This is a genomic window from Candidatus Neomarinimicrobiota bacterium, assembly GCA_036476315.1.
Taxonomy (GTDB): Bacteria; Fidelibacterota; Marinisomatia; order Marinisomatales; family S15-B10; genus JAZGBI01.
The window spans coordinates 1-24,851 of the sequence record JAZGBI010000026.1 but is presented as its reverse complement, the minus strand read 5'-3'; the positions used below and the strand labels follow the sequence as shown (position 1 = coordinate 24,851).

General features: G+C 49.2%; 23 protein-coding genes. 21 read left to right on the top strand and 2 right to left on the bottom strand.

Annotated features, from left to right (window positions below):
* Positions 1-170: 170 nt before the first annotated feature.
* The 7 genes from V3U24_03130 to V3U24_03100 all read left to right on the top strand — a co-directional run bounded on the left by V3U24_03130 (position 171) and on the right by V3U24_03100 (position 8,196).
* Positions 171-590: a cobalamin B12-binding domain-containing protein gene (locus tag V3U24_03130; protein ID MEE9166441.1), complete on the top strand. Its 420-nt coding sequence runs from the start codon at positions 171-173 to the stop codon at positions 588-590.
* A complete protein-coding gene (locus V3U24_03125; GenBank protein MEE9166440.1) occupies positions 578-2,131 on the top strand; it encodes an acyl-CoA carboxylase subunit beta in 1,554 nt (517 codons plus the stop codon). Before V3U24_03130 ends, V3U24_03125 begins: the two co-directional genes overlap by 13 nt.
* A 172-nt stretch (positions 2,132-2,303) precedes the next feature.
* A complete protein-coding gene (locus tag V3U24_03120) occupies positions 2,304-2,924 on the top strand; it encodes a hypothetical protein (protein ID MEE9166439.1) in 621 nt (206 codons plus the stop codon).
* Positions 2,925-2,930: 6 nt separating this feature from the next.
* On the top strand, positions 2,931-4,010 hold the full coding sequence (locus tag V3U24_03115; protein ID MEE9166438.1) for an aminopeptidase P family protein: 1,080 nt from the start codon (positions 2,931-2,933) through the stop codon (positions 4,008-4,010).
* Positions 4,011-4,246: 236 nt separating this feature from the next.
* Complete coding sequence (locus V3U24_03110; protein MEE9166437.1) at positions 4,247-4,840, top strand: HAD family phosphatase; 594 nt, start codon at positions 4,247-4,249, stop codon at positions 4,838-4,840.
* Between the two features lie 51 nt (positions 4,841-4,891).
* Positions 4,892-7,276, top strand: a complete 2,385-nt coding sequence (locus V3U24_03105) for a DEAD/DEAH box helicase (protein MEE9166436.1) — start codon at positions 4,892-4,894, stop codon at positions 7,274-7,276.
* Between the two features lie 110 nt (positions 7,277-7,386).
* Positions 7,387-8,196 carry a phosphatase PAP2 family protein gene (locus tag V3U24_03100; protein MEE9166435.1) on the top strand — a complete coding sequence of 270 codons (810 nt, stop codon included), beginning with the start codon at positions 7,387-7,389 and terminating at the stop codon, positions 8,194-8,196.
* Positions 8,197-8,251: 55 nt separating this feature from the next.
* Here the strand turns inward: V3U24_03100 and V3U24_03095 are convergent, their stop codons facing one another.
* Entirely contained in the window at positions 8,252-10,237 is a 1,986-nt protein-coding gene (locus V3U24_03095; GenBank protein MEE9166434.1) for a hypothetical protein, read from the bottom strand.
* Entirely contained in the window at positions 10,213-10,809 is a 597-nt protein-coding gene (locus tag V3U24_03090) for a hypothetical protein (protein ID MEE9166433.1), read from the bottom strand. The genes V3U24_03095 and V3U24_03090 overlap by 25 nt, the downstream gene beginning before the upstream one ends.
* Positions 10,810-10,978: 169 nt before the next feature.
* On the opposite strand from V3U24_03090, the gene V3U24_03085 reads away from it, so the two are divergent.
* The 14 genes from V3U24_03085 to V3U24_03020 all read left to right on the top strand — a co-directional run bounded on the left by V3U24_03085 (position 10,979) and on the right by V3U24_03020 (position 24,651).
* On the top strand, positions 10,979-11,740 hold the full coding sequence (locus V3U24_03085) for a phosphatase PAP2 family protein (GenBank protein MEE9166432.1): 762 nt from the start codon (positions 10,979-10,981) through the stop codon (positions 11,738-11,740).
* A gap of 29 nt (positions 11,741-11,769) precedes the next feature.
* Positions 11,770-13,743, top strand: coding sequence for a S9 family peptidase (locus tag V3U24_03080; protein ID MEE9166431.1), 1,974 nt, complete (start codon positions 11,770-11,772; stop codon positions 13,741-13,743).
* A gap of 6 nt (positions 13,744-13,749) precedes the next feature.
* The gene (locus V3U24_03075; GenBank protein ID MEE9166430.1) at positions 13,750-14,433 is read left to right on the top strand and encodes a hypothetical protein; all 684 of its coding nucleotides are present in this window, start codon (positions 13,750-13,752) and stop codon (positions 14,431-14,433) included.
* Complete coding sequence (locus V3U24_03070; GenBank protein MEE9166429.1) at positions 14,430-15,086, top strand: HAD family phosphatase; 657 nt, start codon at positions 14,430-14,432, stop codon at positions 15,084-15,086. Before V3U24_03075 ends, V3U24_03070 begins: the two co-directional genes overlap by 4 nt.
* Positions 15,083-15,625 carry a GNAT family N-acetyltransferase gene (locus tag V3U24_03065; protein ID MEE9166428.1) on the top strand — a complete coding sequence of 181 codons (543 nt, stop codon included), beginning with the start codon at positions 15,083-15,085 and terminating at the stop codon, positions 15,623-15,625. Before V3U24_03070 ends, V3U24_03065 begins: the two co-directional genes overlap by 4 nt.
* Before the next feature lie 190 nt (positions 15,626-15,815).
* The gene (locus V3U24_03060; protein ID MEE9166427.1) at positions 15,816-16,607 is read left to right on the top strand and encodes an SDR family NAD(P)-dependent oxidoreductase; all 792 of its coding nucleotides are present in this window, start codon (positions 15,816-15,818) and stop codon (positions 16,605-16,607) included.
* A gap of 178 nt (positions 16,608-16,785) precedes the next feature.
* On the top strand, positions 16,786-17,691 hold the full coding sequence (locus V3U24_03055) for a homocysteine S-methyltransferase family protein (protein MEE9166426.1): 906 nt from the start codon (positions 16,786-16,788) through the stop codon (positions 17,689-17,691).
* Between the two features lie 37 nt (positions 17,692-17,728).
* Positions 17,729-18,157: a MarR family transcriptional regulator gene (locus V3U24_03050; protein MEE9166425.1), complete on the top strand. Its 429-nt coding sequence runs from the start codon at positions 17,729-17,731 to the stop codon at positions 18,155-18,157.
* A gap of 88 nt (positions 18,158-18,245) precedes the next feature.
* Positions 18,246-19,304, top strand: a complete 1,059-nt coding sequence (mutY, locus tag V3U24_03045) for an A/G-specific adenine glycosylase (protein ID MEE9166424.1) — start codon at positions 18,246-18,248, stop codon at positions 19,302-19,304.
* Entirely contained in the window at positions 19,301-20,545 is a 1,245-nt protein-coding gene (locus V3U24_03040; protein MEE9166423.1) for a ribonuclease H-like domain-containing protein, read from the top strand. Before mutY ends, V3U24_03040 begins: the two co-directional genes overlap by 4 nt.
* Positions 20,545-21,387 carry a lysophospholipid acyltransferase family protein gene (locus V3U24_03035; GenBank protein MEE9166422.1) on the top strand — a complete coding sequence of 281 codons (843 nt, stop codon included), beginning with the start codon at positions 20,545-20,547 and terminating at the stop codon, positions 21,385-21,387. Before V3U24_03040 ends, V3U24_03035 begins: the two co-directional genes overlap by 1 nt.
* Entirely contained in the window at positions 21,384-22,091 is a 708-nt protein-coding gene (locus tag V3U24_03030; GenBank protein MEE9166421.1) for an SDR family oxidoreductase, read from the top strand. Before V3U24_03035 ends, V3U24_03030 begins: the two co-directional genes overlap by 4 nt.
* Before the next feature lie 480 nt (positions 22,092-22,571).
* On the top strand, positions 22,572-23,126 hold the full coding sequence (locus tag V3U24_03025) for a DJ-1 family glyoxalase III (protein MEE9166420.1): 555 nt from the start codon (positions 22,572-22,574) through the stop codon (positions 23,124-23,126).
* A gap of 166 nt (positions 23,127-23,292) precedes the next feature.
* Positions 23,293-24,651, top strand: coding sequence for a phage integrase SAM-like domain-containing protein (locus V3U24_03020; protein MEE9166419.1), 1,359 nt, complete (start codon positions 23,293-23,295; stop codon positions 24,649-24,651).
* Positions 24,652-24,851 lie beyond the last annotated feature (200 nt).

Sequence of the window (24,851 nt, the reverse complement as noted above, 5' to 3'; positions counted from 1 at the left end):
ATAATCTGTGATTGCTGATATTCATGGCTGGTTTCTTGGAAAGAATGCGGCCAACGCCCCCCTGTCAGCGCCCAGATGATCCCGAGGGGCAGGGATTTCTCTTCTCTTTTTTGCAAAAGAGTGCGAAATTGGATCGCTAATTTGTTCTCAAAGGAGGTCCTCCGGGGGAAGTGGAAACAAAGGAACGAAAGGTACGGATTCTCCTGGCAAAACCGGGTCTCGATGGGCATGATCGAGGGATCAAGGTGCTGGCTCGGGCCTACCGGGATGCGGGAATGGAGGTCATCTACCTGGGCCTGAGGCAGACCCCCGAGATGATTGTCACTGCTGCCCTGCAGGAGGACGCAGACGTTATCGGCCTTTCCATTCTATCCGGCGCACATATGACCGTCCTGCCGCGCGTAATCGAGTTGATGAAAGAGAACGGACTGGAAGACGTCCTGCTAACCGGAGGAGGAATCATTCCCGAGAAGGATACGAAAGCTCTGGCGAAGCTGGGAGCGGGGAGACTCTTCGGACCGGGGACGCCCATTCAAGAGACCGTTGACTATATCAAGGATTGGGTTTCGGAGAATCGATGGAAACGATGAGTGATGTGAGTAACACTCTGAAAGCCTTTCGTGAGGAGGCTCTGAAGGGGGGTGGCGACGACCGCATTGCCCGGGAACATGAGAAAGGGAAGCTGACGGCCCGGGAACGTCTGGATCTTCTTCTGGACAAGGGCTCGTTCCAGGAGATGGGGATGTTTGTGAGGCATCAGTCGTCCGATTTTGGACTGGACAAGAAACGGTTCCTCGGCGATGGAGTGGTCACGGGGTACGGTGAGGTCAATGGGAGGCTGGTCTTCGTGTTTGCCCAGGATTTTACCGTTCTCGGGGGCTCTCTTTCCAGGTCGAATGCTGAGAAGATTTGCAGGATTATGGATCATGCCATGCGGGTGGGAGCCCCCATCATAGGGCTGAATGATTCCGGCGGAGCCCGCATCCAGGAAGGTGTCTCTTCGCTGGGGGGATACGCCGATATTTTCCTGAGAAACACCCTCGCCTCGGGTCTGGTGCCTCAGATATCGGTTGTCATGGGACCCTGTGCCGGAGGTACGGTCTATTCACCGGCCATTACCGATTTTACCCTTATGGTGAGAGGGACCAGTTTTATGTTCGTGACAGGACCAGGTGTGGTGAAGACAGTGACACATGAAGACGTCAGTTACGAGGATCTCGGTGGGGCAGAAACGCACGCCACGAAGAGCGGGGTGGCTCATCTTGCCTGTGATAATGAAGTGGAAGCCATCCAGACCGTAAAGGCGTTGCTTTCGTATATGCCACAGAATAATCTTGAGGATCCCCCCGTTCTTGAGAATGATGACCCTGTTGACAGGGAAGACCCCGAATTGGATTCTGTCGTTCCAGAGAATCCCATCAAACCCTATGACATGCACGACGTCATTTCACGGGTTGTGGACAAAGGTGAATTTCTGGAAGTCCAGAGCGAATTCGCTCCTAATATTATTGTCGGTTTTGCACGATTTAACGGTCGCAGTGCGGGAATTGTCTCAAACCAGCCTTCACATCTGGCGGGTGCCCTTGACATTGATTCTTCAACCAAAGGTGCCAGGTTCATCCGTTTCTGTGATGCTTTCAACATTCCTCTCGTGGTGTTCGAAGATGTACCGGGATTCTTCCCTGGCACTGAGCAGGAGTGGGGGGGCATTATCCGTCATGGAGCCAAGCTTCTTTATGCCTTCTGTGAAGCGACGGTCCCCAGGATTACGATCATCACCCGCAAAGCATACGGGGGAGCCTATGACGTGATGAACTCAAAACATATCCGCGGCGATATCAACTTGGCGTGGCCAACGGCGGAGATTGCCGTTATGGGGCCGAAAGGTGCCGTGGAAATCATTTTCAAAAAGGAAATAGCAAAAGCCAAAGATTCCGAAGCTGCTGAAGAGAAGCTGATCGAAGAATACCGGGAAAAGTTTGCGAACCCCTATGTGGCGGCTGAGCAAGGCTATATCGACGACGTCGTTGAACCTCGCACCACGCGGCATCACATCATCCGCTCCCTTTCCATGCTGGATACGAAAGTGGATTCGAATCCGAAAAAGAAGCACGGCAACATACCGTTGTAGCCCTTAACCACAGAGAACACAGAGAAGATACTTTTGTGATGTTAGAAATCTTAGAATGACTGGTGTCCCACTTGCTTCTAAAAGTACGTTGGTCAATGTCATCTTTTTCTGAAACCATGTCTTTCCTCTGTGAACTCTGTGGTTAATCTCTCTGTGGTTTATCGGTGAATTGATGCCGGATCTGGACGATCTAAAAGCTCTCGAGTCTTATTTCGCCCACCACTTCGATTCCGTCCTTTTCCCCGTACTTGCGGAGCACTACAGGGAGCGAAAGGACTTCCCTCGCGCTCAGAAAGTGTTGGAAATCGGTTTTGGCTATCATCCCGGTTTTATCCCAGGACTTTACGTACAGGCGAAGATCCATCTGGCTGAGGAGGATCTGAAATCGGCTGAGGAGGTCTCGAAACGGATTATAGCGCTCGATCCACGTCACTATCAGGCCCATCTTCTGCTTGCTGAGGTTCAGGAGAAATTGGGCCGTGCACCGAGCACTCTCCGAAGGCGCTACAGGGAGATCCTTGACATTCATCCAGGGGACGATCGAGCCAGGGAAGGTCTTGAAAAGCCCAAAACGGTTCCCAGGAAAGCCGGGCCAGCGGGCGACCTGGCGAACCTTTCCATCAGCCCTCGAATGGCGACCTTTACTCTGATGGCAATCCTGAAAAGTCAAAAGTTATACGATCAGGCCCTTGATGTTTTGACTGCCATGTCGCGGAAGGAGGGGGCCGACACGGAAAGAATTGACCGTGAGAGAAAAGAATTGCTGATACTTTTGAAAGTGGAAGTGGAGTAAAGTCGAATGTCGCGGATTGAGCAGCGCGTGGACCGTTTGAGAGAACGCCTCGCGAAGAATTCCCTTCATGGGATTCTTGTGACGAATCTGGCAAATGTTCAATACCTGTCCGGCTTTACCGGGACTGCGGGAACGTGCCTTATACTCATGGACAAGGCGTATTTCATTTCAGATGGACGATATCTTATTCAGTCTGAGGAACAGGTAAAGGGGATGCATATCGTGATTGGCAGGGAACCCCATCCGGAGATTATCAAGAATAATGGCCTCATTCCAAACGGTCTCTCGCTGGGTTTCGAAGGGGATCATCTGGTTGTAGGCAGGATGAACCAGATTGAGGAATTTTTCCCCGGTTGTCAGTGGATATCGACCTCGCGTTTTGTGGAGGAGCTGGCCGCGGTGAAGGATGAAACAGAACTCGGGGCCATCCGGTCAGCGGTGGAGATTACGGATAAGACATTTGAGCAGATTGTGCCCGAGTTGCGCCCGGGAGCCACGGAGCGGGGAATCGCAAGTAAGATTTCATACCTGTACAAAATGCTCGGTGCCCAGGGAGATGCCTTCGATCCCATCGTCGCAGCCGGTCCTAATTCCGCCCTGCCTCATGCCGTTCCCACTGACAGGGAATTTCAGGCCGGCGATTTTGTGATTCTCGATTTTGGAGCACGATACGGAGGATACTGTGCCGACATGACCCGAACCGTCGTGATAGGCAATGCCACGGACCGACATCGGGAGGTCTACGACGTGGTCAGAGAGGCCCAGAGCAGGGGCTGTGAGGCCGCGACAGACGGAATTAGCTGCAGAGAGCTTGACAGTGCGACACGTGACTACATAACCGAGAAGGGGTATGAAGAATTTTTTGTTCACAATACGGGTCACGGACTGGGACGGGAAGTTCACACCATGCCCAGACTGTCTCAGTCGAGTAAAGATACCCTGCTGGAAAACTATGTTGTAACCATCGAACCGGGGATCTATATCAAGGACTGGGGTGGTGTACGAATAGAAGATGATGTCTTGATCAAAAAGGACGGTTGTGAGATTCTGAACCGGTCGACGAAAGAACTTCTTATCCTGAGATAGGCCAAGGCGAAAGAATTTAGAAAATAAGAGGCTAAGACACAGGCTAAGGCTAAGGAAAACAAAGGGAAAGACAAAGACTCTTTTGCTTGAGTTTCCAAGAAATACTATTGAGGAACTGTCCACAGGATCCATTAGAGACGTCTTTATTCATTCGTTGTCCCATAGGGACTCCTGTGGAGAAACCTTAGCCTATGCCTCAACCTGAGCCTTATTCTTAGCCTCAGCCTTTCTTATAAATGATCAAGAATATCTTTTTCGACATAGGTGGTGTGTTGCTTGAGGTCTTTCCTGAAAGGATACTGGATTATTTGCGGAAATGCACAGGCCTGCCTGACCGTCAACTCCAGAAGGCTCTCGACGGTGACAATTTTTTCGCCTATGAAGCGGGGAAATTGTCAGATGAGGAATTCTTCAGATGGTATCAGAGAGCAATTCCTCAGCCGAACAATCTCACGAGAGATGATTTCTTTCAAGCCTGGTTGCAGGTGCTGGGGGAACCCACAAAGACCCTGACCCTGGCACGACAACTTGCCAGGAGTTATCCCGTCTGGCTTGCGTCCAACACCAACTCCTGCCATATCCGGTATGGCGAGAAGAAAGGCTATTTCGATGGTTTTGCCGGAAAGGTCTATTCATTTGAAATTGGTGTCAGAAAACCGTCAACGGAATTCTTTCAGAGGGCCCTTGACCTGGCCGGGGCAGAAACCGGGTCTTCACTGTTTATTGACGATAAACCGGAAAATGTTGGAGCCGCCCAGGCCATGGGATTTGAAACGATTCATTATCAATCAGATCCGCAGATGAAACGGGACCTGGATAACTGGATCTGAACAGAAAATCCCCTGACTCCCACCTTTCTTTTCGGCTAAATTCCCCCCGGTATGAAAGAGACTTCCGCTGAGCAAGTTCTTGAATTCCTGCGCTCCCGCCCGGAATTAGGTTCCAATATCGTATACGTTCACAAAATTTCCGCCCGGGATGCCGCGTTCGTTGACTTTCCATCGAATCTCGACACGAGAATCGTTGAAGCGGTGAAATCCCACGGTATTTCCCGGCTCTATTCCCATCAGCGGGACTGTTGGGATTACATCAGTGAGGGGAAGAACGTTGCGATTGTAACCCCAACCGCGTCGGGAAAGACGTTGTGCTACAACCTGCCCGTGCTCCAGGCGATACTTCACGACTCAGGTTCAAGAGCACTGTACCTTTTCCCCACGAAAGCGCTCTCCCAGGACCAGGTAGCGGACCTGAATGACACGGTCGCTGAAATGGATGAGGCCATTAAGGTGTATACTTTTGATGGGGATACCCCTCAAAATGCCCGGCAGGCCATCCGGAAGCAAGGCCATATTGTGGTGACGAATCCTGACATGCTCCATCAGGGTATTTTGCCGCATCACACCAAGTGGATTAACCTATTCCAGAATCTCAAGTATGTTGTGATAGATGAATTGCACACTTATCGGGGTGTTTTTGGAAGTCACATGGCCAATGTCATTCGCCGGCTGAAGCGTGTCTGCGAGTTCCACAGGTCCTCGCCACAATTCATTTGCTGTTCTGCCACTATCGCAAATCCCAAGGAGCACGCTGAGGCCCTCACGGAACTGGAAATGTCACTTGTGGACGAATCGGGTGCCCCAAGAAGCGAAAAGTACTTCATCTTTTACAATCCCCCGGTGGTGAACCGCCAACTCGGGATCCGGGCGAGTTATCTCAAGGAAGCGAGGAAAGTCTCCACCGCGCTCCTGGGCCGGGATATTTCCACTATTGTCTTTGCCTTGAGCCGCCTCAACGTGGAGATCCTGACCAAGTACTTGAAGGATGAGTTCGAATCGACGCGTGAACGGTTGGCATCTGGTGAATTTGTTGCGGGGTATCGGGGCGGTTATCTTCCCAATCGACGGCGGGAAATAGAGCGGGGGCTCCGCAATGGCAGCATTAAGGGAGTGGTGGCCACCAACGCCCTTGAGCTGGGGATCGATATTGGGAGTCTCGACGCGGCCGTACTATCAGGATATCCGGGCACCATTGCCTCAACGTGGCAGCAGGCGGGAAGAGCCGGCCGGAGAGATCGTCCTGCCCTTGCCGTCCTCGTGGCAAGGTCGAATCCTCTCGACCAATTCCTCGTGAATAATCCCAACTATTTTTTCGGTTCCTCTCCGGAGCACGCTCGCATCAACCCGGATAACTTGTCCATTCTGGTGGATCATCTGAAATGCGCCGCCTTTGAGTTGCCCTTTCGAAAAGGTGAAGCCTTCGGCAAGGTGGAGGCGGCGGACGTGAATGAAATTCTCGAGTTTCTCCAGGAGGGAAATACCATCCGCCTGGATGAAGATCAGTGGCACTGGATGGAAGATGTCTACCCTGCTGTCAATGTTTCGCTCAGGCGAATTGAAAAGGGAAACTTTGTGGTGGTGAACCGTCGTGATGAATCGAAGATCATCGCGGAAGTCGACTACACGAGCGCCATCACTACCATTTATCCTGATGCCATCTATATGGCAGACGGAAATGAATTCATCGTTGATGAGCTCGACTGGGACGGTCGAAAAGCCATCGTCCGGGATACTGAGTCTGACTACTACACCGATGCCATCGACTATACCAACGTTAAGGTGCTGGACGAGTTTGAGAGCCGTCAGTCAGGTAAGATCGACGTTTCCCTGGGAGAGGTGCGGGTGACCACCCGGGCTGTGGGGTTCAAAAAGATCAAATTTTATACCATGGAAAATGTGGGATACGGGAACATTAATCTGCCGGATGTTGACATGCATACCACCGCCTACTGGTTTACACTTCCCCAGAGTTTGCTGGAAAAGCTGCCGTACTCCCCATCCGATATTGTGGACGGGGTTTTGGGATTAGCCAATTCACTCCATTATGTCTCAGCTCTGAAGCTAATGTCCACGGTGCACGATATTCATAGAAGCGTGGGGGATAAATCGTCGAGATGGTACGCGAGAAATGTATTTGGGACCCGGGGACTCTATTCTGCTCCCGACGGCAGTCTCTCTGATGATGAAGTGGCCGTGGATTCTCTTTCCCTCTTTCAGCCCACCATCTTTATCTATGACAATTATCAGGGCGGCGTGGGATTCAGCCAGCAGTTGTTCGATAGTCACGAGGAGCTGATACGGCAGACCTTTTCCCTTATTTCACAGTGCCAATGCGCTAGAGGGTGCCCCTCCTGCGTGGGGCCGGCCAAAGAAGTGGGGGAGAAGAGCAAATACGTAAGTCGCGATCTCTTGACACTCATCATGGAGTAGGGAATCATTCAATTAGTTTCATTGACTGAGGAAATGGATAGGGTGAGGGCCTCCTCCCGCATTCCAAAAGGTGGACATATTTCTTGTGATTGAGAAAGTCTGAGCGTGGTATGATAACTGAAAAGAAGCTGCTGGAATCATTCAAGCTGTTTTTTCTATTCCAACTGATGTTGGTGATCCCGGTCAATGGTCAGGACTCCTACAGCTCTTTTAGCGGCTGGATACAGCACGTTCCGCGATATCTGGTATCTGGCTACTTAAGTTCGGTTCTTAACGGGAATGGCTTGATCTTGGGTGCAGCAACTGTCGGTTCACTCATTTCACTCAATTTAGACGAAGAGGTTAAAAAATATGCTGTAGGCCACGGTCTAATGCCGGACAGGGTTTCCAGATTCGGCTATAATTATGGTGGGAGCTACGCTTACATATTGGTCATATCGACCATCTTTACGACAGCCCGAATCAAGAACGAAGAGCCTCTGGCTACAAAACAGAAACTTGAGTATGCTGGTCTTATCGTCGCCTGTACGGAACTTACAACGGCTCTATTGAAGGTCTTGGTAAAGCGGAGACGCCCCAATGGTTCTACTCACCCCAATTTTTTTGTGCGCTATTCTTTTCCTTCAGGCCATACATCCGGTAGTTTTGCGGTGGCAGCCGTAACGCGGGAACTGTATGGCAAGAACGTGGGAGCTGCTGCCTATCTATTGGCTGTTCTTGTTGGTATCAGTAGGATCCATGACAATGATCATTACTTAAGTGATGTCCTATTTGGCGCAGGTCTGGGTCTGGCGATGGGTCGAGGTTTTGCTGACACCTACCGCAAATACCGGCAAAGGAAGAATCTATCGAACGTCAAAATTTCTTTCGATCACAACCGTGGTGGTGCCACCGTTCACCTCAACGTCACTGTTCCCTAGAACTCAAAGTTGGAGATTTACCTAGAGAACTCTCGTTGACCACTGAACCAAAGGTTTATACCGAATCAAGAAGAAGACGTATTTGAATATGAAAGCTTAGATTGAATGAGGCTCCAATCGGGTGATATTTATTCTCTTTATTAAGGATATTTCGAACTATCAAAGTCGTTTCCAGTTTCTTACTCCACAACTGTTTTTGGACGGCCATGTCTAGCGTGTTTATGCCATTGATAGTTGAAGAATATTTTCCGTTTGATTCTGCATCAATCTCCTGATAGTCAACCCACTTCGAAGATGAAGAATAGTTGAAGTGTGCCCACACTGTAAAACCTTCGACTGGGGTATAAGTAACCGAATATCTGAAATTGTGCTTAGGAAGGGTCCACCATACGGATCTAAAACCATCATCACTGTCAAAATCTGTCTGATAGTTATAGGACAACCGGTTTGCCATACTGGGAATGAAATTGGAGTCAATTGTGATTTGGCCTCGAAAAACTTTGCCGGTAAGGCCTGTCAGGATTTGTATGGGTAGAACTGAGAAAAAAGAATTGTCCTCCGCATTGAGATGAAATTCTTGTTGTTCCACGTACAAATTATGAAAAACTCGAAATGAACCTGAAGTTTCGACCGATGAACCCTCGTTGAAACGGTGTTTCCAAATTATGTCACTAGTCGCTTGATTGTTCTTCCTGATCCTGTCTGGGGAATGATATCTGACCCCAATTTCTGGCAGAAAGGTGTAACCATTTTCCGTCCAGTACCACACACTACTGTCCTCTTGATAGAGTCTTTGCGAAAACGATAATACCGATTGTAGAGTTTCATTCATGTTGATTCTCCAAACGTTAGATATCAGCGATTTAATAGCGATTTCGTCTTCACTGAAAACTGCGAGTGCACCAATGCTCTGGTGCATATTATCAAAAAAAGGAAAGTTGAATTGGGTATATAGTTTTGCAGTTTGAATCGAGTTCTTATCCTCTGCTTGTCCAGAATTCCGCCAGAACCGGTCTATTCCAGCCCCTAGCTTGGCGCGGTAAAATGAACGAGTATAGTTGCCTTCAACGTTTGTATAAATGTTGTTCAATCTCCAGTTGAAATCAAGGTCGAGCGAATTCTTTCGCCTCTCCAATTGGTTTATTGAGTATTTTAGGTAATAATGAACATTTGAATTCTCACCGATTGTAAGAGAGCCTCTTACAGCTCTATGAGCAAAAAAGTTTTTGACAGGAATTTCACGCCCCAAAGGTTTGAAGAATAAGTAATCCTCAGAGCAGGAATTAGCGGCAAACAATTCAAGATTTGTCTTTTCATGGCTAAAACCTACCCTTAGGGAAGGTGCCATCACCTCCAATTCTGGGTACTGTCCTGCCGAAATACCTCTATTTCTTTGTACAATATTGGGATCAGTAGCAAAATGTTCTAGGAAGGGGAAATTGGCAATGGCATAAAAGTGTTTGCCGCCAAAGGCAGTGGTGAAAGAAAAATCGGGCCCTATTTTATCAATGTTTGGTGTTACAAATTCGGTGTAGCGATAAGGTCCTGAATCCCCTGTTTCATTTCCCGCGGCGAAATGGGTTCGAAAGGAAAGGCCGGATTTCGGTTTCTTTGTGTGGAAATGAAGTAATCCTTTCTCGGTAAATTCTCCCTCGTGAACCTGAGGTATGCTTATAATTTCCACATAGTCTATCTGGTTTAGGGATACGGGAAGCATGTTCAGATTCTTTGTATCAAAGACATTGAAATCCAATCGGTGTCCATCCAACATAACGATCCACGTTTGTCTTTGGAAGGTGGATAGCCCATTTGCAGTGGCGTAATATGTGAACCCATCGATGGTATAACTATTCCAATCCTTTGCTAGGAACAAAATGTCACTCAACCTCATCAGACCGGCATTTCGAATCGTCTGCCATGTGATTATTTGACGTCCGATGTATTTGTCGGGCTCTTTGTGATAGTAAGACTGGCTAACGGCGATTGACCAAAGCAGCAGAAACGGAATGGACTTCTTCAGTTCAGAAAATCGCGAATCCATTTGGGTGTCTTGATTGAGTAGCTTGTGCCAACCGAGATGAATGCGAACTCAATACGCTTGTGCGTATAAATAATCATGTAGGAAGTAGAGACACTGATTCGCAATGTCTTATGGATTGGGTAACTCATGCGAGACACCAGATCCGCACTGAATTCACTTTCAGTTTTTGAGGGATCACCCAATTTTCCACCTTCAAAGATCATCAGGTAGTTTCCAATCTTGAAACCGTTGAACCAGTATACTCGTGATGGTAGCCTCCATTCTTTACCGTATCCGAGATAAATATATACGCTTTTGTAGTCCGGAATTCGATTGGCTTTCGCCATGTATGAAATAAATTGAAAACCTATCTCTACGTCACCCTGATAAAATGGCGTCTTTACAAATGTTTCGATACCTAGATCAGGTTTCCAGAAATCGTGGAACGTACTGCGATTGACATTCTTGTCAACAGTAAGGCCCAGCTCCAAAGTTTGAAAAGCCTCCGATTTGTTGAGAGCATAACTAAATCCCAAGTTGGCGATGATGAACGATAGAGCAACAATAACTCCAGATGGAGGCGATTTGTTCATTAGTCAACAGCGATAGATCTGCGGCTCGTCATCATGAAAGTAGACGGAGAAGTAGGAAATGTTCGTTGCATTTTGGTAATTTCCCATCATTAATTTCAGTCTCACTTATATATTAATTTGTGAAGGGTCTATTTCATTTGATGACTGAACAAATCTGGGATTCCATGGGATGATTCAATACGTAAAGAGCGCCTATGTCGTCTCTTTTCTCTGCTCTTGTCTTGTTGCCCAGGAGACCCGAGTTTCCCCTGATGACGGTCCGAGCAATTATCTCGACTATCTTGCGATCGGTATACGCCATGCGGCAGTTGACAGGGGGAATCAAATCATTATAGAAACTGCAGCTGTTTCTATTCTGTTCTTGCAACAATACGACCGATCCATGCAGAAATACAGCCAAAAAGAAGGTCTATTACCCAAGCAGCTTTCGCGTGCTTTGAATATTTACGGTGGAAGACAAGCCTATCCCCTGGCCCTGCTGGGTGTTGGAATGACATCCTACCTCAGGGGGGAGAGCATGAAACAAGGTCTGAGTAAGCTAAAGTATTTATGGACATCTCTCATAGTTACTGCTACCTTAACTGAAACAGTAAAATGGGCAACGCGGCGTCACCGGCCGAATGGGAGCAGCCCCACATCATTTCCCTCCGGCCATACGTCGGGAACTTTCGCCTTGGCATCCACCCTGCACGGACTCTACGGCTGGAGGGTTGGCGTCCCTTTTTACCTGGTGGCTGGACTTGTTGGGGTACAACGAATCCACGACAACAAGCACTGGCTGACCGATGTCATCGGGGGCGCGGCCCTGGGGACCGCTATCGGGAAGGGGTTCGGGGTGGCGTTCTGGAGCGAGCAGGACCTCCCGGCTGCCTCCGTGGAATCCGGTGGACAAAACGTGTTTGTGTTAAGGGTAGTCTTTCCACTGAACTAGAGGGACTCAAGCACGATTGAGGTAAGACAATGAAGAAAAGACCCATTCAAATTTCCGACCTCTACCGCTTCAAGCTGGTCAACGATCCACAGATTTCACCCGATGGCGAACAGATTGTTTTTGTCGTGGAAACGATACATAAGAAGGATAAGAAATATTACACGAATCTGGCAGCTGTGCCCACGAAGGGAGGTCGCGTGAGGTACCTGACATCTGGTAAGAAGAATAACCTTGCTCCCAGGTGGTCACCGGATGGGAAGACCGTCGCCTTTGTGTCGAAAAAGGAAGAATCGAGTCAAATCTGGCTTCTCCCCATGGAGGGAGGCGAGGCGAAAAAACTGACCAGACTGCCACGGGGCAAAATCAACCAATTGAAATGGTCCTTTGACGGAAAAACTGTCGGTTTTCTCTTTCACCCTCTTGGGAAGGAAGTAACATTTGACGAATCGGGAAAACCAGAAGTTCCCGCTTATCGACATATCCGGAACATCTGGTATCGCCTCGACGGAGAAGGTTTTCTTGACAGCGAATTCACTCACGTTTGGACAGCCAACGCCCGAACCGGCGCGGCTCGCCAGGTGGTAAAGGGGGATTGGAATGACACGTTCTTCAACTGGTCCCCCGATGGAAAGCGAATCGCCTTTATTTCGAACCGGAAGAAAGATTGGCAATACCGTCTCGAGGAGGACGACCTGTTTGTTATCCCTGCGAAAGGGGGAAATATCCGGAAAATACGGACACCCGCTGGACCGAAGGAGGGAATCTCTTTTTCGCCCGACGGCAAATCTCTGGCCTTCCTGGGACATACACGGCCGTACGAGGGTTGGGGCGTTGTCAATTACACCGTCAGGACGGTGGGGGTCAACGGGAAGAACTATAAGAACTTAACCGGTGCACTGGACAGGACGGCATATTCTATTACGCTGGGGGACCTGACCCCCAGTTTTCTGATCACCTCGCCGGTGTGGGACGGGTCGGGGCAGTGGATATTTTTTACGGCTTCTTCTGAAGGGGGATCACCGCTCTATCGTGTACATGCAGAGACGGGAGAAATTGAAAGTATTATCCACGAAATGGTAGTGATTACTTTCTCATTGGATCGAGATGGAAAAACCGTTGCTATCCACGGCGGGCAGGAAGAAAGTCCCGATGAGGTTTATTTCTTGAATATGAAGACAGGGAAGCTGAAGCAGGTGACCCACCTGAACCAGGTCTTTTTGAACGCCCGGGAATTCAATCTCCCCGAGGAGATCTGGTTCAAGAGCGGCCGGACCGACCTGCAAGGCTGGATCCTCAGGCCGCCGGAAGTTAAGAAGAAATATCCCTTTATCCTGCAAATCCATGGTGGACCGCGGTGTCAGTACGGGAGACTATTCTTTCATGAAATGCAGGTTCTGGCCGCTCACGGATATGTGGTCATGTACACGAATCCGAGAGGAAGCCAGGGATACGGTGAAAAATTTGCCGATGCCATTACGGGGAAATGGGCCGAACCTGCCATGAAGGACCTAATGGCGGCGGTGGACTATGCCCAATCTCTGGGATATCTGGACGAAAAACGGATGGGAGTTACGGGAGGCAGTTATGGTGGATACATGACAAACTGGGTGGTGACCCATACGAACCGGTTCGCCGCGGCAGTCACCCAGAGAAGCGTCTCAAACTTGAGCAGCATGTTCGGCTCCTCGGATTTTGGTTTTGATATGGACTGGGAATTCAAGTCAACGCCCTGGGATGATCCCGAACTTTATGCGAAATGGTCGCCTATCACCTACATCAAACGGTGCGAAACACCTCTTCTAATTATCCACAGTGAAGACGATTGGCGCTGCAATGTTGAGCAGGATGATCAGATGTTCATGGCCCTGAAATTCTTGAAGCGGGATGTGGAGTACGTCCGCTTCCCTGAGGAGCCCCACGGTCTCTCCCGCCACGGGCGACCTGACCGGAGGGAAGTCCGGCTGAAGTTCATGCTGGATTGGTTTGACCGGTACCTCAAATAGCCATCCATGGTCCGGACGTTTTGGTTAATCTTTCTCCTGTCACCCTCGCTGTGGGTCGTGGGTCAATCCTCTTCAGAGATTCTTGCCGAATTGTACAGAGAGTCCGGTTGGACGGAAGTCGCATTCACCCACGGGGATATGCGGGTATTCAATAAGGAGGTTGAGAATTTTGGAATTCCTGCCATTATGGTGAAGAAAACGGCGCCGGTTTCATCCGGTGCCATGGCGTCCGCCATTGAAGATGTGGCAAACTATACTCGGTTTCTTGAGGATGTCTATCTTGAAAGATCGGATCTCCTGAAGCGCGATCCGAAAGTTATCGAGGGCTATCACCTCCTTGATCTTCCTCTCATTTCGGACCGGCACTACGTCTATCGAATGTCGCGAAAAGGAGACTCCTCAGATGGCAGTATCCGTTATGAATGGACTCTCGTGCCCAGGAATTCAGAGAACCGGTCTTTTCTGGACTCCATGGATGCAGTCCACGGAACGCCCGTCTATGTGGGAGAAAATGTGGGGGGTTGGGAGATTCAACGACTGCCTGAGGGGGGTATTGAAGTATCGTACCGTCTGTTAATCGATCCCGCGGGACGGGTTCCGGATTTTCTCATGGCCAGGGCGAATCGCGTTACCGCTCCCAGGATGGTTCGGGGCATGATTGAGGAAGCCATTCGGAGAGAGAAAAAGTGATCAGGGCCATTTTGTTCGATATGGATGGTGTTGTGATCGACTCCGAGCCCCTGTATGAAAAGGTGGAGAAACTGCTGTTCAAACAGTATGGTATATCCATACCCCATAAAGATCAGAAGGATCTGAAGGGGACCACCGAAGCAGAGTTTTATGACCGGGTGGAGAAAAGATACAAGCCAAATTGGAATCGGGCAGAGGTGGTCACGGAGAGTCGGCGACTTCTGGTAAAACTTTTTGTAAGCGATCTTGAGTTTATGCCTGGATTTACAGCTTTGGCAGATCGCCTGACAGGGCATTATTTGCTAGGCCTTGTCACGTCGACGACCAAACGGTTTTTCCGTCAGATAAGCAGGGTTCTACCCATCAAAGACATTTTTGACGAGATCATCTGTGCCGATGATATCTTGAACGGCAAACCTCATCCCGAGCCATATCTCACGATGATGGAGCGGCTTCAGGTAATCCCAGAGGAAGTGGTAGTGGTTGAGGATTCCGTTCACGGCATTGAATCAGCCAGGAGATCGGGCGCGATCTGTGTTGCCCTCGCAAGTTCTTTCTCGAGAAACGAACTGGAGGAGGCAGATACTGTGATCAATTCACTGGATGAAATCAATGATGATTTCATTCGCCACCTGGGTCTCAGGCAACAATGAGTGATAGAACACCACCTGTCGTTCTGAAGCCCATCGAGGAATCGGACCTCGATTTCTGGGAGGGGCTTCTCAGTCAACCGCTAGTCCGGGAACATCAACCGCTAAGGATACGCACTGCGGAAGAACTGCTTGAAGAGTTGGGGCGATATTCCGAGACCGACCTCTCCCATCCCATTCACCGGGCACATAAATGGGTTGTCATTGATGTGAAAACAGGGGAAAGGACGGGGGTTATTTCTTTTGACAAACTGGATCTCGAACACAACATTGGACGGATAGGTTATACCATTTCCGAAGAATTCTGGGGTCGTGGTTATGCCACTGCAGCTGTTCATGAAGCGATTCAAAAGATATTCTCGGAATCCAATACGGAGCGCATCGAGGCGGACTGTTCTGTGAAGAATGAGGCGTCGAGCCGGGTGCTTGAAAAAAACGGGTTCGGTCTGGAAGGAATCAAGCGCGGCTACTTAACGATAGGCGTCGAGCGGGTGGACCATTTTTCTTACGGACTGCTGAGATCTGACTGGTGCCGAGGCTAAGGCTTAGGCGAAGGCGAAGGAAGGGAAAGACAAAGACTCTTTTGGTCGAATTTCCAAGAACTAAGATTGAGGAACCATCCAAATGATCCATTGGAAATGCTCTCATTCATTAGTTTGAACCTTAGCCTTAGCCTAAATCTCAGCCTTAGCGTAAGTAAAAGGCTATTTAATAATTACTCATCAATGGTGAATGGCTAAGTATCAGTTCAAAGGAAAGCGGGCGATTATCACCGGGGCCTCCAGCGGAATCGGAGCGGGTATTGCCCGGGAGTTTGGGCGGCTTGAGGTGAGTATCGTACTAACTGCCAGAAGGGAAGACAGATTGGAACAGGTGGCCGGGGAGGTGAGAGGTGGCGGAGGAACAGTCATTATCGTTCCAGGGGACGTCAGCCGGAAAGAGGACGTGGAGAGAGTGGTGGATTCCACTTTGAAAGAGCTGGGAGGAGTCGATATCATGGTCAATTGTGCCGGCGTGGGGGGGCCGGCATATTTCGAAGATATGTCTGAAGATCGTATCCGTCAGCACATGGAAGTCCACTATTTTGCCGCCACCCGCTACTGCAGACTCGTTGTTCCCGTGATGAAGGAACAGGGAGAAGGTTACATCGTCAATATGGCATCCGTTTCCGCCCTTCTGGGCTTTCCCAGGTGGGTTTCCTACGGGGCCAGTAAGGCTGCCCTACTTCGCTTTTCCGATTCTCTCCGTCATGAACTGAAACCCTTCGGGATAAAAATATCGGTTTTGTGTCCCTCTCTTGTTGATACGCCCCTCGTGAGAGACCACTGGGACGACTATGGTGCTTGGGCAGGTAAATTCAAGATCCTGGAAGTTGTCGATGCGGTGAGATCCCTCATCAAAGGAATGAAAAAGGGCCGGTTTGTTATCCTCGATGCCTGGGATGTCAAACTGATGTACGCCCTTTACCGTTATTTCCCGGAAACATTTGTGAGTTTGTTTACCTGGCTTTACAAGATACGCTAACCCGCTTTTCTCACCATAAACGTAGTCCCAACGCGTCGGGAGAGGAGATGTTTATGAATACAAGGCCAACGCAGAAAAAAGCACGGAGGCTTACTAGACAGTACGTCGAGTACGTTTTTCAAGTGTAACGCCGCAGTCGTGAACATATTCTCCGTTGCAGTAGATTTGGTGGTGAGAAATGCGGGCTAATCCCATGACACTGGATGATCGGCTTGAGTCGGGTCCGCCCCTCCTTCTGGATGGTGCCATGGGGACGGAGCTTCTTCGGAGGAAGGCGGACGTCTCCCTTCCCCTCTGGTCGGCGGCAGTTCTCCAGGTGCATCCGGAAATGGTGGTGGACATCCACCAGGAGTACATCTCCGCAGGGGCCGAGGTTTTGACCTCCACTACATTTCGTACCACTACCCGAACCCTTTTGAAAGTGATGGGAAATGAAGAAGCGGCCAGACGCCGGGCACGGAAACTGGTCAGGAGAGCCGTCAAGGCTGCCAGGGCCGCGGCGGGCGGCAACGCATGGGTGGCAGGTTCCATAGCGCCCCTGGAGGACTGCTACAGACCGGAACTCTTCCCGGGCACACGGGAGGCTGCGACGGAGTTTTCCGAGCTGGCCCAATGGCTGATTCGCGAAGAAGTGGACTTGCTGTTAATAGAAACGATGGGACGAATCGACGAAGCCGAAAGTGCCCTGAAGGCAACTCAGGAGATGGATTGTCCAAGATGGGTGAGTTTCATTCTTGGGGACGAGGAGCATCTTCTCGGTGGCGACACTCTCATACGTGCAGCAGCCATGTCCGTGGACATGGGGGCCCATGCGGTTTTGGTCAATTGTTCCAGCATATTTCAATCCATAAAGGCCCTTGAACAATTGCGGGGAGTGACTTCCATACCCACGGGAATCTATCCTAACCTGGGAAAATCCATGCCTTCGCCCGAAGGGAAAATCGCGGAGTTCTATGAAGAAGGGCTTTTCCTTGAGCAGATGAAAACGGCCTTCGATTTGGGTGCCCGTATCATGGGCAGCTGCTGCGGCTCCGGACCCGACCACACCCGGGCACTTCGAACACTCATTGATTCCTTGGCATGAAGGCCACCAAATGTTAGATTAGTTGTAAGATACAATTATGGAATTCGGAGAACTGCTAAGAGAATTGACGCTTGTTCTGAATACCCTCCACAGGCGAAGGGTCTGTTCAGGCCGTCAGACACTTTCCCAGTGCTTTCTCCTTCTCTCTATCCCTGACGGTGGTGTTGATATGTCCACTCTCTCAAGTCATCTCGGTCTGGACAACAGTACAATGACCCGCCTGGTAAGAACGCTTGAGAATAAGGATCTGGTTGGACGGGAAAAAGCGAAAGCAGACCGGCGGGTTACTCTCGTTTCTCTCACGGAAAAGGGAGAGGAACTTGCAGATGAGATTGAGAGGACCATCGACAGCATGGGAGAGGAAGTCCTCTCAGGCATGTCTACGGAGAGGAGGGAAGATGTACACGAATCCCTCGAAACGGTTCTCTGGAGCCTCACCAAGGCAACCCTGAAGCATCCATCCTAAGATGCATGAATCGTTTGTATATGCCAAATAAGTGTTTTGGGAGGGGATGGGAATATCCCGTTAACAGAGGAAGGGTGTAACGGAACCGTTGGAAAAGGCAGTCATTCTGGCCTGGTACCGGGATCACGGCCGGTCACTTCCGTGGCGGAATGAGAGCGATCCGTACCGGATCTGGGTGTCGGAAGTGATGCTCCAGCAAACCCAGGTGAAAACGGTGATTCCCTATTACTGGCGTTGGCTTGAGAGATTCCCAACCATTCACTCAGTAGCGTCGTCGAGTCAGGACGAGACACTAAAGGTGTGGGAAGGTCTCGGTTATTATTCACGGTGCAGAAATTTTCACCGGGCGTGTCAGATTGTACAGTGGACATACGGCGGTGAGGTTCCATCGACGTGGAAGGAGTTTCGTCCGCTCCCCGGCGTGGGTGACTACACCGCAGCTGCTGTTCTCTCGTTTGCTTTCGGGAGGGTACATCCTGTTCTCGACGGCAATGTCAGTCGCCTCATGTCCAGGCTTCTGGCGTTTACGGATCCGGTGACCAGAGGGCAAAAGGTGTTCCTGAAGAGGCTCAATGAGTGGATTGACCATGATCGTCCGGGGGAGTTCAATCAGGCGATGATGGAGCTTGGGAGTCTGGTCTGCCGAAGGAATCAGCCCCACTGTTTTGCGTGTCCTGTCACGGATTCTTGCCTGGCCTACCGTAAGGGGATCGCAGAAGAACTCCCCGTTCGCTCTCTTAAGAAACCCCGGCCTCACAGGACAATCGTTGCTGGAGTTATTTGGGATGACAGAAAATTCCTTATTCAGAAACGTCCTGAAGACGGACTCTTAGGGGGGCTCTGGGAACTGCCAGGGGGCAAGGTCACGCGAGGTGAATCCCTGGAAGCGGCCCTCATGAGGGAAATTGCCGAAGAGACGGGTATGCGAGTCGAGGTTGAAAAGCCCATTGGCAGCGTAGATCACGCCTACACCCATTTTTCCATCACTCTCAGTGCCTACCATTGTTCTGTTTTGAGCGGGTCCGGGACAAGGAATGAGTCAGTGGGGAGATGGATAGTCCCCTCGGATATTTCCAGATTCGCCTTTCCCAGGGCTAATCATAAACTTTTCAACCTGCTCGAGAGTGAAGGGTGGAATCGTTCATGACCGGCTCCACCACAATCAAGAACACACTCCGGCGACTCTATTCCCAGGACAGCGCAGCAAAACATTTCCCCGATGAATCGGTGACCCGGGCGCGTCGAGCTATCCACGAGTTTGTGGATGGTGAATATGTCAATACTCCCTTTGGAGATATTTTTGTGTCACAGGTACGCCATCCCAGGGATTACTGTCACGGGAGAATTTCCCTGAGAACAGTCACCCAGATCTCCGACGATTGGCTGTCGAGATGGGGAAAGTTCTCATCTCACAGGAAGTTTGACTTCGGGAAAACCATTTTCGTGGATACGGAAACGTCCGGAATCGCGGGTGGGGGAGGAACCCTTCCCTTTCTCATAGGAATTGGCTATTACTACCGGGGTCAGTTCCGTGTGGAGCAATTCTTTGCCGATTCCCATTCCAGAGAGGAGGGGATGCTCGACCTCGTCGCACAGTTTGTGAGACCCTTCAATACCCTGGTTACGTTCAACGGGAAGGCATTCGATATTCCTCTGCTGGAGACCCGTTACCTTCTCAAGCGCAAAGAGAATCCTTTTTCCCGCATGGAGCATCTTGACCTTCTTCATCCCAGCCGGCAGCTCTGGAATCTTACGCTAGATAATTGTAGGTTACAAACAATTGAGTATCGTCTGCTTGGGTTTCATCGTGACGACGATCTGCCGGGGGAGGAAATCCCCCAGGCCTATTTCGATTATGTCCGGTGGGGAAAGGCGGATCCCCTTTATCGTGTCTTCCGGCATAATGCAGATGACATTACCTCGCTGTCGGCAGTAATGTATCTTCTCTGGCGTGCGGTTCAGGAAGACGATTCTCACCGGGATGCCATGGTGGAATTCTCCCGGGGGAAAATCTTGAAGCGTCACGGGGAGACGGAACGGGCGGTACGGTCCCTGGAAGCTGCGAGACGGCGGGAGGCCTCGCCCCGCAAGAGAACCATCATTCTGTCCCATCTTTCCATGATGTACAAGTCTCTGGGAAAATGGAGAAAAGCGGAGGCTCTCTGGCGCGAGATGATCGATTCATCTACTGCCTTTCATCTTTTACCGTATGTGGAGCTGGCGAAGTATTATGAGCACGGGACGAAGAATCTGACAGGTGCCCGTGAACTTGTGGAGGAAGCCCTCTCACGAATCCCGCGTTACAGGCAAAGTGACGTGGAGGCATTGATCCACCGGCTGAACCGTTTGAAGCGAAGGATTGGGAAGATGGAGTCGCGGGCAGTTTGATGGGAATTGCCGTAATCATTGGAATCACTGTGGTTCTGTTGCTGCTGGTGGTCCAGGTCATCCGGTTGGTGGGCACTGTTGAATCACACACTGTGAGGGAGCCCGGCCCAGAAGTAAGCAACCTGGGGTGGGGCCACACCATCATTTCGCTCATCTTGTGGCCTCTTGGAATCGTGTCATTCCTGGTGGGCGTCCTTATTCTGATTCCACTTTTTATTATCATTCCGCCAAGGTACCTCCATCCTCTTGTGAGGATCTTCTCCCGTTTCGTCCTCCTTTCCATAGGGGTCGTAGTGAGAGTAAATGGGAAGGCGCGTTTCAAACGTCCCGAGGCATTTATCGTGATGTTTAACCATGAATCACTGTTTGACGTTTTCGTGCTGGGTGCCGTCGTGTACCGTTATCTTACGGGCCTGGGAGCGTCCTATCAGTTCCGTCTTCCCTTCTGGGGATATCTGTTGCGCCGCTGGGGCATCATCCCGATACAGAGGAAGAATCTCCGGGAAGCCTTGAAAAGTATCAACGTGGCACGGGAGAAACTGAAGGCGGGAATACCGGTGATGGTGTCTCCTGAGGGGACGCGAACGCTTGATGGGAAGATCAGGGAATTCAAGAAAGGACCTTTCCATCTAGCTCTCGGATCGGGGGCAGATATTCTTCCCATGGTTCTCCGTGGGGCATTCCGGATCAAACAGAAGACGGACTGGCGTCTTCGCCCTGGGGTTGTACGGGTAGAGGTGGGAGAGTTTATTCCCTATGAGGACTATGAGTCCATGTCGGTAGAAGAAGTCCGCGATTACGTCCGGGAGAAAATCCTCGCACTTGCTGGGGAGATCCTATGAAATTGGAGCAGATGATTTGTGTCGTCACGGGGGCTTCCGGCGGTACAGGGCCGGCCGTTGTCAATGAGCTGGACAAAAGGTGCAAGACCGTGGTTGGTGTGGTGCGTGGGATAGAGGTGGAATGGAAGGAAACTCCCAACGCGTCGTCAAGGAAAGAGAATCCGGTGGGACCTGGGCATTTCGAGGTAAGTGCTGACATACTGAGTCAGACGAGTGTCGCCTTTCTCGTTTCCGAGATACTGCGTAATCTGGATGCCTTTCACGTATGGATCAACCTTGTGGGTGGCTTCTTGATGGGGAACCTTGTCGAAGAAACGGATTCGGACCACTGGCCCAAAATGTTTGATCTAAACTTCATTTCCACTCTGAATTGCTGTAAGAAAATTCTTCCCATATTTAAATCTCAGGGGTTCGGTCGAATTATCAATTTTGGCTCCACATCAGGAGTGGAAGGAATGGCGCGAGCCGCGCCGTATGCGGTAAGCAAGGCAGCCGTGATCAATCTGACCAAAACGCTGGCTCAGGAGGGGAAAGAATACAGCGTGACCGCAAACGTCATCGTGCCGACGACCATTGACACACCTGGGAACCGCAAGGCAATGCCGGAAGCTGATTTTTCGAAATGGACTCGACCGGAACAAATCGCCCTGGAGATTGTCTCGCTTATCGAGTCCGACCGCTCGGGAGAGGTGGTGTATGTTTAGTTTTTCGTTGCAAGGATTAAATAAAAGAACGGCCTTAAAAGAATTTGGCGAAAGGAAGATTGAACTCGGCCAGAGGTAAGAATCAATTACTGTCTGACGACCCCGGCAACGCCGGGGGAGGAGTTCAATTGATTCCTCTGGACGAGGGCGGCCTTAGCCAAATTGTTTTTCAGCCGGAGTTCTCCACAGGATCTTGAGATTTTGCAGTACTTTTCTTGCGACCAAGAAAAGTACGATAGATATACTACCCAGTGAGCAAAAACGTGATCGGGAGGGAAGCAATCGCAAACCGAGGTGTGAACTCAAACAATGATCCATTGAATCTTTTCCTTTTTCCCGATTTGATCAGGAGACGAAAATCTCAAGATCCTGTGGAGAATCGGTACTGGATCTTTCTATAGTGGGAGGATTGAGGGGTCAGGAGAGAGTGCGTGCATGTTTAGTTTCGTGTGATTTTTCAGCAATACGAGGAGAGAATAAATGATGCCCAGAGTTATCGTTCCCTTAGCGGATGGATTTGAAGAGATCGAAGCGATCACCATCATCGACATTCTCCGCCGCGCCGAGGTGGACGTTCTGGTTGCGGGTGTAGGAAAGGAGATGGTGGAGGGTTCCCATGGGATAACGGTTCGTGCCGATACGCTTCTCTCGAGAGTGAATCTGGAGGAGTTCGACATGATCGCTCTACCCGGCGGTCTGCCTGGCATGGAAAATCTACGCCGGTCGAAACAGGTCATTGAGGCCGTTCAGAACCTGAAAGATGCCAACAAATTCACGGCGGCCATATGTGCCTCACCTGTGGTGCTTGAGGAGGCGGGGGTCGTCGATGGACGGGCGGTGACGAGCCATCCTAACCAAGCCAAGTTCATGGTCAAGGCGCATCACACGGGAAAGCGGGTAGAAGTGGATGAAAAGGTGATCACCGGGCAGGCGGCTGGAAGTGCCATGGAATTCGCATTCAAGCTTGTGGAAATCCTTGTGGGAAGAGAGAAAGTTGAGCAGGTTAATCGTGGGGTCATCGCGAGGACGGCATGAAACCGCTTATTTTGATTCATATTGATGGTATAATTTACACAATAATGCTCATAACTTCAATAGATAAATTATATTACGATCATTATTTAAGACCAGTATCTTCCTATTTTATCTTGTAAGATAGTAAGTAAGATAGTAAATTCATATAGTAATTGGTCGGGAAATAATGGCAAGTATCTATCAAATAATTCCAAAGAAACACAGAAACCCAAAAGGAGGTATTTACAAAAAGTATGAAGGAGAGAAATACAAAACCTACTTTCAATACTCTAAAAAGAGAGCCGATGGAAAACGATATAGAGAAATAAAGTATATTGGCATGGATTATTGTTTACAGAAAGACACAAATAGATACGAAAAGTTTTTGAACGATTGGAAGTTTTCATTACAGACGACTAGCACCACAGAACCAATATATTTTATTAGGGACTTACTTGTTGATTTCTACAAGTGGAACAACAAGAGAGTGAGGCAAAACGAACTTTCACATTATACTGTATTACAGACAAAAACATCATTAGACAATTGGTTGGATTGGACCACAAAAAAGTATGGTGTATTGGATATAAACAAGACTACTTGGAAAATGATAAATGAGTATGATGAATACTTACGATACGATAAAAAAAAGTTTCTTGGAAGAAACCGAGTTCCTTATGGGATTGGTCTAGCCCCGAATACGAGGTCGTCTTATCTTTCTTATATAAGGACTTTTCTTAAATGGGCAAATCGTTCTAACTACCTTGATAATGAGGTATTGTTAGACATATTAAATAAGTTTGAGTGGCCTGAGTTGAGGAGGATAAAGGAAGAAGATGAATTATACCCTCAACCAGACCATCAAAAAGAATACATATCTTATTTAAGGAAGAAGGTGGAAGAACTTGATTATTCAACTCATCAGTTAGGTCTTTCTTCACAAAAACCGACCTGGTATTATTATGTATTGTTGATACAATCTCTTACAGGCTTGAGACCGAGTGAAACACTTGTTATGACTTGGGAGAAACAGAAGGGAAATGTTGAAGGGGGTTCAAAGTTCTGGTCTTATTTAGATTTAGATAAAGATGAGTTGAGCATCTATTGTAAGAAAAAGTTTAGAAGAATACCTATCAATCACATACGTAGGATTATAGACAGAATACCAAGAAAAGTTGGAATGGGTCATCACCCGGAAACTATAAAAAAACACTACCTTCGTAATTCTTTCCCCAAAGGATATAGAAGAAAAAAGTATAGAGAATGGAACTCTACCTATCTGTTTGAGAACCCTTATACTAAACTACCTTATTCTATTTCAAGGCTACACGAGTTGCATAGTGAGTTGATGGGAGAACTAAAATATCCAAACTACGGTCTTCACTCGTGGAGAAGAGCATTTATTACAAGGATGTTTCATACAGACCAAAACATTGCGAGAATTGCTGATTATGTAGGTCATTCTTCCGCTAGGACGGTGGATCTATACAGAAAGTTCCGTCCTATACACCTACGGCCCATTATTGAAGAAATAAAGGAGTGGTAATTCCATAAAAGAGAAGGGGTATATAGATAGTCGGTAATTGCCGTTTTTCTTTAAGAATATCTTACCTCAAGGCTCCTTCTCATATAGAGGACAATTTTTACTCTATGGTTCATTTGATACCTTTATACGAAAAGTGTTAGCCCCTTTATTTTAGAAATGATTATCTTTCAGTATGGTAAATGAACCCTCATCAAAAGACA